Raw genomic sequence first — 15493 nt, forward strand, 5'->3', positions numbered from 1 at the left:
TGTACCCAGAGCGGGCGTGTGGGTACATGAGTGACCGTGAAAGAGGGGAGATATGTATCCAGAGCCGGCGTGTGGGTACATGAGTGCTCGTGAAAGAGGGGAGATATGTATCCAGAGCCGGCGTGTGGGTACATGAGTGACCTTGAAAGAGGGGAGATATGTATCCAGAGCCGGCATGTGGGTACATGAGTGACCTTGAAAGAGGGGAGATATGTATCCAGAGCCGGCATGTGGGTACATGAGTGACCGTGAAAGAGGGGAGATATGTATCCAGAGCCGGCGTGTGGATACATGAGTGCTCGTGAAAGAGGGGAGCTATGTACCCAGAGCGGGCGTGTGGGTACATGAGTGCACGAGAAAGAGGGAAGATATGTATCCAGAGCCGGACTGTGGGTACATGAGTGAGTTGAACAGAGGGGAGATATGTATCCAGAGCGGGCATGTGGGTACATGAGTGGCCGTGAAAGAGGGGAGATATGTATCCAGAGCGGGCGTGTGGGTACATGAGTGAGGTGAAAAAAGGGGAGACGTGTACCCAGAGCGGGCATGTGGGTACATGAGTGCTCAAAAAAGAGGGGAGACATGTATCCAATACAATTACCACATACATAAGTTGATTGGCCAATTAATAAGCGACAAAGAAACTCTTTTAGCGACAGAACTAGTCAAAGGAATTTACATATAAGAAGGGAATATTAATTAAGAAAGATTACTGTGAGGGCAGGTGCATGAAGTGTCACAATTTAACAAACTTATTACCGATCAGCTGAAGACGATGGATAAACTTCTTTTTCTCCAATCAGAGATAGAACGATGCCAGGAAATCGAAAAGGAACTGGCGGAGCTTCAGCAGCAATCGAAACTAGAATCAATTCATAAGGAAATCACGGAAATGAAAGAAGAGCTTAAGGGGATTCAGAAGGAATTTCAGGATCAAACGAATGAAGTGATTCAAATGTATTCTGAAGAAAAGGTCATGGTTTAATAACAAGAGTATTTCAAAGCCACTGTGATGCAGAGGCTTTTTTCTTTGCGGAAAATCGAGTAATCGGTGAACAGCATTCTTTCATTACCTCAGCGGCCCGATTTTACTTTTGCGCAAACATCATGGAATCATGAAACCGGAGAACCGATGTGTGAGAAAAAGCCCCGCATACAACGTAACAATCATGCGGAAAAATCAAAAAGCCTGCCTCCTCCGCCTGTCTTTTTCTCCACCAAGCCCAGTTAAAATAGCTCGTAAATCAATCTGTTAATAGGTGTTTTTAATCTCCATAACAAAACACTCTTCGCAAAAACATGGCTCTTTTGTTTTAAAATTATTCTCAAAACGTTATAATAATAAAATAGACCTAACAGATTAGCGGAATATTCTGCAGGAAGGCAGGGGAGACTGATGGCGGTTCCCAGTGAAGGGCAACCAATACAAATACATAGTTACAAGCATGATGGCAAGATTCATCGTGTATGGAATGAACTGACAGTACTTAAAGGGACGAGAAATCTTGTGATCGGGGGAAACGACCGGACGATGGTGACCGAATCGGACGGAAGGACATGGATTACTCGTGAACCGGCCATCTGTTATTTTCATGCAGAGCTTTGGTTCAACATTATTTGCATGATTCGTGAAGATGGAATTTATTATTACTGCAATCTGAGTTCACCTTTTGTTTATGACCATGAAGCGTTGAAATATATAGACTATGATCTGGATATAAAGGTTTTCCCGGATATGACTTATACTCTGCTTGATGAGGATGAGTATGAACAGCACAGGAAACAGATGGGATATCCAGATGTCATTGATCACATTTTAAAAAGAAATGTGGACAAGCTTGTCCGCTGGATCAGGCAGCGGAAAGGACCCTTTGCTCCCGATTTCATTGATGTCTGGTATGAAAGATTTCTTTATCACAGGAAATAAGAAAAAGTATATGGCCGGTTATATGACTGCATAATGCAGTAAACCTGTTGGGCTTGATTCAACAGGTTTTTTTTATTGTGTACAAGGGAAAAATACGGAAAGGAGGATGAATAAATGGATAGCATCAAACGTTTTATGCAATTTGTTAAACCTTATAAATTTCAAATTATCGGTACACTTCTAATAGGAATCATAAAATTTGCGATACCTTTACTCATACCGATATTAATACAGTATGTTATAGATGATATCGTCGGAAGCGATTCTATGTCTGCTGGAGAAAAAACGGATCAGCTGTTGATGATTATGGGGGTCATGGTTGTCATCTTTATCATTGTTCGTCCGCCTGTTGAATATTACAGACAATATTTTGCCCAGTGGACGGGAAGCAAGATCCTCTACGATCTGCGGGACAAGCTGTTCAGCCACACACAAAAGCTGAGTTTTAAATACTACTCTAACACAAGAGCGGGAGAGATTATTTCCAGAGTCATCAATGATGTGGAGCAGACGAAGAATTTTGTCATCACTGGTTTGATGAACTTATGGCTTGATGTAGCGACCATCATCATTGCTCTTGCGATTATGTTTACATATGATGTAGGACTGACATTGGTGTCACTGATCGCTTTTCCATTTTACGCCGTTTCAGTGAAGTATTTTTTCGGCAATCTGCGAAAGCTTACCAGAGACCGTTCCCAGGCACTTGCAGAAGTGCAAAGCTATCTCCATGAGAGGGTGCAGGGAATGTCGGTAATCAAAAGTTTTGCTCTCGAAGACCATGAACAGAACCATTTCAGGGGCCACAACAGCCACTTCCTGGATAAAGCATTGAAACAGACGAGCTGGAATGCCAAGGCATTTGCGGTCGTTAATACGATTACGGACATCGCTCCGTTAATTGTTATCGGTTATGCAGGGCTGCAAGTAATCAACGAAAACCTGACTATAGGTGTCATGGCAGCGTTTATTGCTTATGTCGACAGACTCTATAATCCGCTCAGAAGGCTTGTGAACTCTTCCACTACACTTACTCAATCTATCGCCTCAATGGACAGGGTCTTCGAGTTCATGGACGAAAAGTACGATATTCAGGATGAACCGGGTGCGGTGGAATGTAAAAATGTCAAAGGGGAAATTATCTTTGATAAAGTCCACTTTCAGTACAACGAAAAGGATGAAGAGGTCCTCCGGGACATTGATTTAACTATACCTGCTGGAGAAACGGTGGCGCTCGTTGGAATGAGCGGCGGAGGGAAATCTTCCCTTGTCAGCCTGATCCCGCGTTTCTATGATGTGACCCGCGGCCGAATCAAGCTGGATGGAAAAAATATAAAGGACTATCATGTGCAAAGCCTGCGTGAAAACATCGGAATGGTTCTTCAAGATAATATTCTATTCAGTGAGTCTGTTAAAGAAAACATCCTGTTTGGAAATCCTGACGCATCAGATGAAGAAGTTATCGCAGCTGCTAAAGCGGCGAATGCACATGACTTTATTATCAGCCTTCCAGAAGGCTATGACACCAAGGTTGGTGAACGGGGAGTAAAGCTTTCAGGAGGGCAGAAGCAGAGGGTGGCTATAGCGCGTGTATTCTTAAAAAATCCGCCAATCCTTATTTTGGATGAAGCGACTTCTGCTCTTGACTTGGAGAGTGAACATCTCATTCAGGAGGCAATGGAGAAGCTTGCGAAAGACAGGACGACCTTCATTGTCGCCCATAGGCTCTCAACTATCACTCATGCCGACAGAATCATTCACCTTGAGTATGGTGAGATAGCTGAGATGGGTACTCATTCAGAACTCATGAAGCGGAAAGGGCACTACTATAAGCTGTTTCAGGTGCAGCAGCTCGATCAATAACACTCCATTTCGGCAGTGTGGAATCTCTCAAGTACTATTTCGGTTGGCTTTGTATGCCGGCTGTCAGGTGAACTTTTCTGGATTTAAGACAAATTCAACAATTAATTCGAATGAACTAAATTTATACTTCCAAATTAAACTGCAAAATTGTAAAGAGATTCTAAAATTATAGATGATGTGAAAGCTGGATCCATAGAGATCCAGCTTTTTTGTCGTCTAAACATACAGCACTTGGCGAATTTTGTCTATTCATGTTTTATAAGCGGGAATGATGTCGAAAAAGAAGTTCATTTTGAAGAAGTCCATTCAAACAGGAGGTAATAGGTTTTAGGGAAATATACCCACTTATATTATATTAATATATATGAATAAATATTTACTATTGATTCTTTTTTTGGGCTATGTATAATAAGTTACAAGTATATGTCAGAAATATTATAAAATTCTAAATTGTTTTATTGGACAGGGGGTTATAGAGATGAGATCCGATACTCCTATTTTGAAAGTGGAAGAGCTTCAGACGACTTTTTTTACAGATGATGGAGAAATTCCAGCAGTGGATAATGTCGATTTTCACGTGAATGAAGGAGAAATCTTAGGGATAGTCGGAGAATCCGGCTGCGGAAAAAGTGTTACTTCTCTATCGGTAATGGGATTGGTGCCCAGCCCGCCGGGAAAAGTCACTGGCGGAAAGATCCTATTTAAAGGGGAGGATTTGGTTAAAGCATCGGAAAAAAGAATGAGAGAAATCCGCGGCAATGATATTGCGATGATCTTTCAGGAACCGATGACTTCTCTCAATCCGGTTTTTACAATTGGCAATCAGCTTACCGAAGCGATCCGGATACATAAGAAGAACAGCAAGGCTGAGGCCAGGAAGGATGCAGCCCGGATCATGACGCTGGTCGGCCTGCCGCGTGCGGAAGAGTTATTGAATGAGTATCCTCACCAACTGTCCGGGGGAATGAGGCAGAGGGTTATGATTGCCATGGCAATGGCCTGTGATCCGCAAGTTTTGATAGCCGATGAACCGACGACAGCACTTGATGTAACGATTCAGGCTCAAATACTGAAACTGATGAAACAGCTTAATAAAGAAATGAATACAGCGGTCATCCTGATCACCCATGATCTTGGAGTCGTGGCTGAGACTTGTGAACGTCTGATCGTCATGTACTCAGGGAAAGTGGTCGAAGAAGGCACTGTAGAAGAAATTTTCAAGGACCCCAAACACCCTTATACGAAGGGCTTGATCCAGTCGGTACCGGACATGCGGTATAAGAAGCAGAAGCTTTACTCTATACCGGGAAGTGTCCCTAAACCAGGATCCATTAAACATGGTTGCAGGTTCGCCGCACGCTGTGAGTATGCATTCGACCGCTGCTTGAGTGAAACGCCGGCTTTATATGAGACGGCACCCGGCCATACGAGCCGCTGCTTTTTATATGACAGCAAGGAGGAGATGGCTCATGACAGAACCGCTGTTAAAGGTTGAGGGGCTCAAGAAGCACTTTCCCATCACGGGCGGCATCCTTGGAAGACCTGTCAATCATGTAAAAGCAGTTGACGGCGTCTCGTTTCATGTTAAAAAAGGAGAAACGCTTGGAATCGTAGGGGAAAGCGGCTGTGGAAAATCGACTACTGGAAGAATGCTGATGAGGCTGATTGATCCTTCAGAAGGAACAGTGACGTTTGAAGATAAGGAGCTTACGAGTCTATCAAAAGCGGAAATGAGAAAAATCCGCAGGGATATCCAGATGGTCTTCCAGGACCCTTACGCATCATTGAACCCAAGGCATACAGTTGAAAAGATTCTCGAGGAACCTCTAATTGTCCACGGAATTGGTTCGGCTAAAGAGAGGAAGAAGAAGGTCCATGAATTACTGGAGATTGTGGGATTAAGCAGTTATCACGCCAAAAGGTACCCTCATCAGTTCAGCGGGGGACAGCGGCAGAGGATCGGCATTGCAAGGGCGCTGATGACCCAGCCTAAGCTGATCATAGCGGATGAACCGGTATCGGCCCTGGATGTTTCGATTCAGGCTCAAGTCCTTAACCTGATGAAGGAGCTTCAAGCGGAATTTGATCTGACCTATATATTTATCGCACATGATTTAGGGGTTGTCAGGCATATAAGTGATAGAGTCGGAGTTATGTATTTAGGCAGGATGGCAGAACTGAGTGAAAGCGAGGTTCTCTATGAGAAGCCGCTTCATCCTTACACCCAGGCGCTGCTGTCAGCTGTGCCGATTCCTGATCCGGGATTTGAAAGGGATACGATTCTGCTGCAAGGCGATATACCGAGTCCTTCCAACCCGCCGGCAGGATGTGCTTTTCATACAAGATGTCCACATGCAATGGATGTTTGTAAAAGAGAGATACCAGAATTTAAAGAACATTTACCGGGGCATTATGTTGCCTGCCATCTCTATGAAGATAGCAAGTGACGTAAGCATATATAAAAAATAATGGAGGGGATTTATTTGAAGAGAAAGAGCTGGGCAGTACTATTAGTGCTACTTATGGCAGTTTCCACTGCGCTTTATGGCTGCGGGGGTGACGAGGGGTCAGAAGGTGGCGACTCTGCTTCAAACACATTGATTTTTGGACGCGGCGGTGACTCAGTTGGATTGGATCCAATCACTGTTACTGACGGGGAATCTTTTAAAGTTACTAAGAACATTTTTGAAACTCTTGTTGAATTCGGAGAACAGGATACAGAGATCCAAGCCGGTCTTGCGAAAGAATGGGACGTGGCTGAAGATGGCCTGACTTACACATTCACGCTTCAGGAAGGAGTCAAATTCCAGGATGGAACAGACTTCAATGCCGATGCGGTGGTGTTCAACTTCGAACGCTGGATGAATGGAACAGCTGATGAATTTCCATATTACGGCTCTATGTTTGGAGGATTTAAAGGGGATGAAGGTCATGTAATCCAGGAAGTTAACGCTGTCGATGAGAGTACAGTTGAATTCAAACTGAAACGTCCTCAAGCACCTTTCCTGAAAAACCTTGCGATGAGCATGTTCTCAATCGCGAGCCCGACAGCTGTGGAAGAACTTGGTGACAAATTTGCCAAGCAGCCTACAGATGCTGGTACCGGTCCATTTAAATTTGTTGAGTGGAAAGAAAATGACAGAATCGTTCTTGAGAAAAATGAAGATTACTGGCAGGAAGATCTGCCTAAGCTTGATCAAATCATCTTCAAGTCCATTCCTGAAAACTCTGCCCGCTTGAATGCATTGATGTCTGGAGAAATTGACTTGGCAGACGGCATCAACCCAAGTGATGCTGAAAAAATCACATCAGATGAAAACCTGCAATTGTATGAGCGTCCTTCCTTGAATGTTGGATACCTGGGATTGACAAACACAAGAGAACCATTCAACAATCCTAAAGTGCGCCAAGCATTGAATCACGCAGTGAACAAGCAAGCTATCATCGACGCATTCTTCGAAGGTAAAGCTGATCCGGCTAAAAATCCGATGCCGCCGGTTATCAATGGTTACAACGAAGATATTGAAGGGTATGAATTCGACCTTGATAAAGCGAAGGAGTTACTTGCAGAAGCAGGATATCCTGATGGTTTCGAAATGGAGCTTTGGGCTATGCCTGTTCCTCGTCCATACATGCCGGACGGCCAAAAAGTTGCAGAAGCAATTCAGGCAGACTTTGCCAAGATTGGTGTAGAAGCAGAAATCGTATCTTTTGAGTGGGCGACATACCTTGATAAAGCAAGTAAAGGTGAAGCAGATGCCTTCCTTCTTGGCTGGACAGGGGATAACGGAGATGCTGATAACTTCCTTTATACTCTTCTTGATAAAGACAATATCGGAAGCAATAACTACGCTTACTACAGCAATGATGAGCTTCATGATTTATTGATTGAAGCACAGACAGAAGTGGATGAAGATAAACGTGCTGAGCTGTATAAGCAGGCACAGGAAATTATCCATGAAGATGCTCCATGGATTCCGCTTGCACACTCTACACCACTTCTTGCAGGTAGTGCGAAAGTAAAGAACTTCCTTCCGCATCCAACTGGATCTGACTTATTGTCTGGTGTAAGTATCGAATAGAACAAAACAAAAGGGGGGATTTCTTTAGATTTCTCCCTTTTGTACATAATGAATAGCTTTGCTGAATAAAAGGCTGCCTTCCACGTATAAGAATCCATCCAGAGGCGTGGCATGGCATGGCAGTGGGTTTGATGCCAGGCATTACACAATAAGAGTTTACGAAAAGTGCCTAATTAAAAGAGGTGACATGATGTTTCAATATACAATCAGGAGACTGCTTCAGCTCATTCCTGTACTGCTCGGAATGACATTTATCGTATTTATGATCATTAGGGCCATCCCGGGTGATCCGGCACAAACAATTTTGGGGCAGCAGGCAACCAAGGAGGCCGTTGCGGCGTTAAGAGGCCAGCTTGGATTGGACAACCCTTGGTACATTCAATACTTTCAATATTTAGCCGGCCTTTTCCAAGGAGACCTTGGAGAATCGATCAGAACCAAATCAGCCGTTTCCAGTGAAATTTGGCCATACCTTGCCGCAACCTTTGAATTGGCTGTCGTAGCAATATTTATTGCTGTGGTTATAGGTGTGAATGCAGGAATCATCAGTGCCTGGTTCCAGAACTCCTGGTTTGATTATACGGCTATGATCCTTGCTTTAGTCGGAGTTTCTATACCGATTTTCTGGCTGGGGCTGATGGGCCAATGGATATTCGGCCTTCAGCTTGACATGCTGCCGACAACCGGACGGGAGAATATCCGAAACCCGGTCAATGCTATTACCAATTTGTATCTCCTTGATACTCTAATACAAGGCGACTTTCAAAAATTCGGAGAGGTTATCCGGCATTTGATTCTGCCAGGCTTGGCGCTTGCCACTATTCCAATGGCAATCATCGCAAGGATGACACGTTCCAGTATGCTTGAAGTCATGAAATCCGATTACATCAGAACAGCAAGAGCCAAAGGATTAAAGATGTTCCTGGTGGTATATAAGCATTCTCTGAAAAATGCAGTCATTCCTGTACTGACTGTTATCGGATTACAGATGGGCCTTCTCTTAGGCGGTGCCATCCTGACAGAAACGATCTTCGGCTGGCCGGGAATCGGGAGATATATTTATGACGCCATCGGCTATCGTGATTACCCGGTTATCCAATCAGGAATCCTGGTTGTGGCCGCTATATTCGTAACAATCAATCTCATTGTCGATCTTCTGTACGCAGCAGTCGATCCACGAATCAAATACAATTAAAGAGAGGTGTCCGATATGGCAGAACTGGCACCTAACACAGGTGAAATAAAACATAAAGAGGCAGAAGAGACAATCTCTCCATGGAAAGAAGCCTGGAAAAGCTTCCGGAAGAATAAAACAGCCCTTGTCGGGTCCTTGATAGTCCTATTCTTCGTTATTCTGGCAGTGACAGGTCCTCTTATCGCACCGCAGGGAATTAATGAGCAGGATATGGCCAAAAGGCTGCAGGCTCCTTCTGCGGAACATTGGCTTGGGACGGATGATTTTGGACGTGATATCCTCTCCAGGATCATCCATGGTGCAAGGATTTCACTGACGGTAGGTTTCTTCGCTGTAGTGGGGTCAGCCGTGGCGGGAAGTATATTGGGTATTGTGGCCGGTTACTATGGAAGATGGGTGGATACCATCATATCGAGGATATTTGATATCCTGCTGGCTTTCCCGAGTATCCTTCTTGCTATAGCAGTAGTCGCAGCATTGGGGCCATCACTAAGGAATGCCCTCATTGCCATTGCGATCATCAATATACCGAACTTTGGCCGGTTGATCCGCTCTCGGGTGCTGAGTGTAAAACAGGAGGAATACGTAATGGCTGCCAAAGCTATTGGGATGAGTGACAAAAGGATCCTTTTCAGCCACGTCCTTCCCAACAGTATGGCGCCGATAATTGTTCAAGGAACCCTGGCAATTGCAACAGCCATCCTGGAAGCCGCAGCTCTTGGCTTCCTCGGCCTAGGCGCACAGCCACCGGATCCCGAGTGGGGGAAAATGCTGTCAGATGCAAGAAGGTACATGCTTGACGCTCCTTGGACTATGATCTTCCCAGGGCTCGCCATTATGTTGACAGTACTAGGGTTCAACCTAATGGGAGACGGCCTGCGGGATGCGCTGGATCCTAAGATGAAGAACTAAAATTATTGAAGCAGCTGCTTTGCATTGAATCCCGCATAATCAAGAGAGACCAACTCTTATAGATTTGGTCTCTTTTTTTATTTTGAGGATGTGTATTCCTATGAGTGGTCGAGATGGACCCCTAGGTGCCCATTTTTTAAGGAATCCGGTAGTTTAGGTCGTTAAGAGCCAGTCTAGGTGCCCTTTTTGAAGGGGATTCCATAGTTTAAGTCGTTAAGAACCGGTCTAGGTGCCCTTTTGGACAGGAATCCCGTTGTTTAGGTCGTCAAGCCCTCCTGGATTATCCGAACCATCCTCTTATATTTCATTAAGTCTGTTAATTCTTTAAAATAATTAAATATGAAACGTTTTTGAACTGCTCCTGCTCTAATATATAGAAAGGAGGGGAAATAGACTTGAATTATATCGACAAAGTATCTAAAGCAAAAAAAGGAGATAAAAAGGCATTTCAAGATTTATTAGCAGAAGAGAAGACAAAGCTCTATAAAATAGCCTATATATATATGAAGAATGAAGATGAGGCATTAGAAGTATTTCAGGAAACAGTGTGTAAGGCTTTATCCTCGATCCATACGCTTCGGGAAAACAAATATTTCTACACTTGGATTACTAAAATACTTATAAACACAGCGATTAAGGAGCTTCAGAAAAAGAAAAAGGTCATTCCGATGGAACAAGAGGCTCTTTTAAGCAACACAAAAGCGGAATATCAGGCAGAAATAAATACTGATATTTTGGAAGCTATTAAACTGATGGAAGAAAGGTATAAAACGGTATTGATTCTTCGGTATTACAAAGATTATTCAATCAAGCAGATTGCAGAGATTCTGCAATATCCCGAGGGAACTGTCAAGACAAATATCCATCGTGGATTGGGGTTGCTGAGAGTCCAATTGGAGGAGGAATGTGTAAATGAGTAAAACATTTCCTGATTTTAAAAATGAAATGGAGAAAATTAATGTCCCTGTTGAAAAGCTGGATCAAATTATAGATAACGCTCTGAATAAGTCAACACCAATGAAGAGAAAAAGTGTAAAAAAACCAATTGTCGCAGCGGCAATTGCTTCTCTAGTGGTAATTGGAGGTTTGTCTATCCCTTCAATACAAGCTGGATTGGAAGGTATTTTTGAGGTATCCCAATATAGATATAGTGAACAAGAATCAAGCTCTTTTGGATACGGTTTCCTAGAAACAGGAGTAACAAGGGAGGAAGTATTTAATTCTCTAGTAAAGATGGAGGAAACATATAAGATGGATATTCCTTTCCCAACAAAGGTTTGGGATATTGAGTCTCGTTCAGAAAATGATGAGTTTAGAGCAGGTCTGAATGAAGAAGGAGAGTTTATTTCTTACAGTTTCGATCAAGAAATACATGAAAAATCTGAGGAGCCAAGATTTGCTGTAAGCGCAATTAAGGCATCTGACGCCAAAGTCAAATTCGATGCAGAGACATTGAATGGAACTGCGATTAATAAGGAAATAATCATTAACGATACTAAAGCTGTTTTGTATGGTGTTGATACCCTTTCTTATTCCGTTTATTTAGAAAAAGAGGGGTGGAAATTTATTATCAATATGACTGAGAAAAATGATAAGGTAAGAACCGGTTTGACCCCTGAAAAAGAAATGCAGTTGATAGAGGTTGCCGAGAGCATTCAGTAAGAAACAGTTACTCAATTAAAAGAAGAACACTTATCTCGAAATAAAAAAGGGTGAGTTTATCCAGCAGGATAACTCGCCTTTTTTGTTGAATTTCACATTATAAGTTCAAATCAAATAAGAGGTGATAGGATGGCAATAAAAGGACTTAATCATTTGTTGTTTTCAGTGTCTAATTTAGAGTGTTCTATCAAATTTTATAAAAATGTTTTTGATGCAAAGTTGTTGGTGAAGGGGAGAAGCACGGCCTACTTTGATTTAAATGGAATCTGGCTTGCCCTGAATGAGGAAAGCGGCATTCCTCGGAAAGAGATCAGCCAATCATACACTCACATAGCCTTTTCAATAGAAGAATCAGAGTATGAGAGGATGTACTTAAAATTAAAAGAATTGAACGTAAACATCTTGCCAGGACGCCCGAGAGACGAAAGGGATAAAAAGTCTATTTACTTTACCGATCCCGATGGGCATAAGTTTGAATTTCATACAGGGGCTTTACAAGACAGGCTAAACTTCTATAAAAAGGACAAAACCCATATGGAGTTTTACGATTAGTTAAATAAATCACTATTTTGTGGAGTGGTGAATATTGAAGAAATTATTGATAGCAGTGTTTTTGATTTTCTTCTTGTTTCTTGGCTTTGTTACCTTAAGATTTGGAAGTGCTTTGACTCAAGAAGGCAATCCTGTTCCTTACTTAGCTGCCATTGGACAATATGAGTTATCAAATAATGGGTATCATGAAGTACTAAGAACTACAAATAGAATAAGATACATTTCCGAGTTTGAGGATAAGTACCCGTTGGGGATGGCGATAGAATACATGGAATCGTTGGGCTGGGAATTTAAAGAGCAGATCGGCTCAGGCCTTATATTTGAAAAAGGTGGAGACACCATCACAATTGAAACCAGACAATATTCAAAGCATTATTTTATATGGGATATTCCGAAAGAGATATTGAACTAAAAGAGGCAGAACTTTTACATCAATCTAAGGAGTGTGTTATTTGGAAAATTTAAAGGATATAGCAGATCGTTTGGATGAAGAGTTTCAAATTAGAAGCTTTGGGAAAGACCCTGCTTTTAGCAGGTTCATCCCTCAGGTGTATGAGGGGAGGGTGAATTGGAGAGAGAAGTTCGAACCCGAGTTCAACGAGTTATTCAATGGATTAATGATAAAAGGGGACCAGGAAGTTAATAATGTTTTTTTAGCCGTTTTTCCTGCGAATGAAGTCTTAGAAAAGTTCATTGAAGATGGAGAAGCTGGTGACCTGTTGTTTATGCATCATCCTTTATTGATGGAGTGCGGAGATCCGAATGGTGACTGGGGAAGAGGTTTTGTACCTATTGAAGAGAGCTTAATGGACGTAATTAGAAGTAAAGGACTTTCTGTATATACATGTCACGCTCCAATGGATCATCATAAAACGTTAGGAACCAGCCAAGCGATTGCAGAGGCATTGAAAGTGGAAATAACGGAACGGTTTATACATAGTCCTGAACATGGCGACATTGGAATAATAGGTGATGTTGAACCAACACAATTAGAAGACTTCATAGAGCAGCTTAAAAGTATTTTTAATATACCTTATGTGGATTTTGAGGGACAGAGAAACGAAGTGGAAAGAGTAGCTATTGTCGCTGGCTGCGGGGATAAGACCCAATGGATGAGGCTGGCGGAGGACAAAGGAGTGGATACATACATTTCAGGAGAAATTCACTGCCATATTGACAATGATTATGGAAGAAAGAGATTTGAGGAAGTAAAAAAGTACGCAAATCACACAGAAATGTCATTAATCGGTGTTTCTCATTCTGCTTCTGAATATTTAGTTAAGAAAACGTTGATGTATTCTTGGTTCCAGAAGAACTTTGAATTGGATAATATTTATCTTTTACCGCAAAAAAGATGGTGGTTGTAATATAAAAACAGAGAGCTTGGATTAACAATATCCAAGCTCTCTGTCTATTAAGTTTGTATTGAATACTCACAAGTATGCTATTAATACTCCTCAGTCTCCCTGACAGTCACTTCATTCTCTTCCTTATGATAAGACTGGAAGCTTGTAATCAGTGTATCAAGATGTTCCAGTTGTTCATCATACTCAAAGATAGCAGAGAAGATATGAAGGATGTGGAAAGTGTTAATGTCACTTTCATTATAAGATTTATTGATTTCGTCCATAAACAGGTTCATCATTTCACGTCTGTTTAAGCAGACGGTATTGGTATGCTCATTATCCTGGATCGTGTGCATTTTACCTATAAACCGGAGCAGCTGCTGCTCGTGGTATGTCAACAGGCAGTCAAGCTGTTCTGTTATCGAAGCTCTCAGCTTCTCTGGGAGGTGATTGAGTTCATTTTCATAACGGTTCAGGCGTTTAAGGATTTCAAAACTTCTTCTTGCAGCTGAGATCATTTGCCTGTAAATGACGAGCTTCCGGCTTTTCGCTATATCACTTGATTTAAGATAGTTTCTTTCTTCTTTATATAGTAGATACAGCTGTTCACTCTTGGTTAATCGTTCTCTAATTTTCTCAAAGTCTTTCTTCAAAAGGTGGAAGTCGGATGAATGCCTGTTGCTCAAGCGGATCCATTTTAAAATCTCTTCTGTGATGTCTTCTATCTTATGGTAGAGCTTTGTTTCATATTTTGGTGGAATAAAAATCAAGTTGACCACAAAGGAAGCGAATACCCCTGTCATGATAGTTGAAAATCGAATAAGCGAGAATTGTATGAAATCATCCTGCGGTGCTTCCATGATGGCGATCAGAGTAACAAGTGCAAGTCCGATGGTGTTTTCAAGTTTCAGTTTTAAAATAATTAAGATTGCAATAATGGCAGCCAGTCCTACAACGAGTATATTGTGGCCAAATAAGAGCACAAGCAGGACGGCAAGAGCAGCACCGATTAAGTTCGCTTGTATTTGTTCAATAATAGTGAGGTATGACCGGTAAATGGTCGGCTGAATAGCAAACACCGCCGCAATCCCGGCAAAAACAGGGTTGGGGAAGTTAAGCATATCTGCCACAAGCAAAGCGAGTACAATTGCAACCCCGGTTTTGAAAATACGGGCACCTAGCTTCATTTTTTATATCCTTTCCAGTGTGTTTATTTTTGTGGGTAACACTGTAGCAACCTTTTAAAAATAGATGACTATATAGTAGATTTAACACAATGAGAGAATGCTAAACAGTTTTTCTTATCTGCAGGGCAATAAATACTTGTCTATTAGGGTGTTTTCTCTTTTAACTGAGCTCAGCCCTTAGAAGGGAAGACTCTTTACTCTTTAAAGTGTTTACTCTTTTAATAACATAGACCCTATTGTACTGATAAGGATGAAAAAAGGGAATAGGAATTTGTGTATTTTTCATAGACAGGGAATAAGTAAAAAGGCTGTGCAGGGGAGTGAACCATCCAGCATCAGCCTTTTTTTTATATTCTTATATCCAGCAAAGGGTCTTTCGTTAAGCACCGGCGAAGTACATTATCTTGGGAAGTTTCTGATTTGATGTACCTCGTTTCGCCAGCAAGGTACACGATCTTTGGATTTTTCTGATTTGATGCACCTCACTCCGCCGGCGAGGTACATGATCTTGTGATTTTTCTGATTTGATGTACCTCGCTCCGCCAGCGAGATACATTATCCAAGGATATTTCTGATTTGATGTACCTCGCTCCGCCAGCGAGATACATGATCCAGGGATATTTCTGTTTTGATGTATCTCGCTTCGCCAGCGAGATACATGATCCAAGGATATTTCTGTTTTGATGTACCTCGCTCCGCCAGCGAGGTACATGATCCAGGAATTTTTCTGTTTTGATGTACCTCGCTCCGCCAGCGAGGTACATGAT

The 15493-nt window shown here is 42.2% G+C and carries 14 protein-coding genes; 13 read left to right on the top strand and 1 reads right to left on the bottom strand.

The annotated features are described in order from the left end of the window. The first annotated feature begins 733 nt into the window (after positions 1–733). From FZC79_RS09615 to FZC79_RS09675, 13 genes are all read left to right on the top strand, one after another. Positions 734–985, top strand: coding sequence for a YgaB family protein (locus FZC79_RS09615; protein WP_113929704.1), 252 nt, complete (start codon positions 734–736; stop codon positions 983–985). 411 nt (positions 986–1396) lie between these two features. Then, positions 1397–1927, top strand: coding sequence for a nucleoside tri-diphosphate phosphatase (gene ntdP / locus FZC79_RS09620; RefSeq protein WP_113929686.1), 531 nt, complete (start codon positions 1397–1399; stop codon positions 1925–1927). 114 nt (positions 1928–2041) lie between these two features. Next, positions 2042–3790, top strand: a complete 1749-nt coding sequence (locus FZC79_RS09625; protein WP_148946587.1) for an ABC transporter ATP-binding protein — start codon at positions 2042–2044, stop codon at positions 3788–3790. A gap of 478 nt (positions 3791–4268) precedes the next feature. Then, entirely contained in the window at positions 4269–5285 is a 1017-nt protein-coding gene (locus FZC79_RS09630) for an ABC transporter ATP-binding protein (RefSeq protein ID WP_148946588.1), read from the top strand. Then, positions 5260–6237 carry an ABC transporter ATP-binding protein gene (locus FZC79_RS09635; protein ID WP_148946589.1) on the top strand — a complete coding sequence of 326 codons (978 nt, stop codon included), beginning with the start codon at positions 5260–5262 and terminating at the stop codon, positions 6235–6237. The genes FZC79_RS09630 and FZC79_RS09635 overlap by 26 nt, the downstream gene beginning before the upstream one ends. A gap of 21 nt (positions 6238–6258) precedes the next feature. Beyond that, a complete protein-coding gene (locus tag FZC79_RS09640) occupies positions 6259–7872 on the top strand; it encodes an ABC transporter substrate-binding protein (RefSeq protein WP_148946590.1) in 1614 nt (537 codons plus the stop codon). A gap of 190 nt (positions 7873–8062) precedes the next feature. Then, positions 8063–9067 (top strand): ABC transporter permease, encoded by a 1005-nt coding sequence (locus FZC79_RS09645; protein WP_148946591.1) that lies wholly within the window; start codon positions 8063–8065, stop codon positions 9065–9067. A 15-nt stretch (positions 9068–9082) separates the two neighbouring features. Then, positions 9083–9979 carry a nickel transporter permease gene (gene nikC, locus FZC79_RS09650; RefSeq protein ID WP_148942275.1) on the top strand — a complete coding sequence of 299 codons (897 nt, stop codon included), beginning with the start codon at positions 9083–9085 and terminating at the stop codon, positions 9977–9979. Between the two features lie 395 nt (positions 9980–10374). After that, a complete protein-coding gene (locus FZC79_RS09655) occupies positions 10375–10899 on the top strand; it encodes a sigma-70 family RNA polymerase sigma factor (RefSeq protein WP_148946592.1) in 525 nt (174 codons plus the stop codon). Then, positions 10892–11641 (top strand): hypothetical protein, encoded by a 750-nt coding sequence (locus FZC79_RS09660; RefSeq protein ID WP_148946593.1) that lies wholly within the window; start codon positions 10892–10894, stop codon positions 11639–11641. The genes FZC79_RS09655 and FZC79_RS09660 overlap by 8 nt, the downstream gene beginning before the upstream one ends. A 129-nt stretch (positions 11642–11770) precedes the next feature. After that, on the top strand, positions 11771–12193 hold the full coding sequence (gene fosM / locus FZC79_RS09665; RefSeq protein ID WP_148946594.1) for a FosM family fosfomycin resistance protein: 423 nt from the start codon (positions 11771–11773) through the stop codon (positions 12191–12193). A 34-nt stretch (positions 12194–12227) separates the two neighbouring features. Beyond that, positions 12228–12605 carry a hypothetical protein gene (locus FZC79_RS09670; RefSeq protein WP_148946595.1) on the top strand — a complete coding sequence of 126 codons (378 nt, stop codon included), beginning with the start codon at positions 12228–12230 and terminating at the stop codon, positions 12603–12605. 40 nt (positions 12606–12645) lie between these two features. Continuing rightward, on the top strand, positions 12646–13560 hold the full coding sequence (locus FZC79_RS09675; protein WP_148946596.1) for a Nif3-like dinuclear metal center hexameric protein: 915 nt from the start codon (positions 12646–12648) through the stop codon (positions 13558–13560). An 80-nt stretch (positions 13561–13640) separates the two neighbouring features. Here FZC79_RS09675 and FZC79_RS09680 read toward each other — a convergent pair whose 3' ends face one another. Then, entirely contained in the window at positions 13641–14726 is a 1086-nt protein-coding gene (locus FZC79_RS09680) for an aromatic acid exporter family protein (RefSeq protein ID WP_148946597.1), read from the bottom strand. Between the last annotated feature and the right edge of the window lie 767 nt (positions 14727–15493).

The sequence above is a fragment of the Rossellomorea vietnamensis genome (assembly GCF_008180615.1).
In the GTDB taxonomy this organism is placed as follows: domain Bacteria; phylum Bacillota; class Bacilli; order Bacillales; family Bacillaceae_B; genus Rossellomorea; species Rossellomorea vietnamensis_D.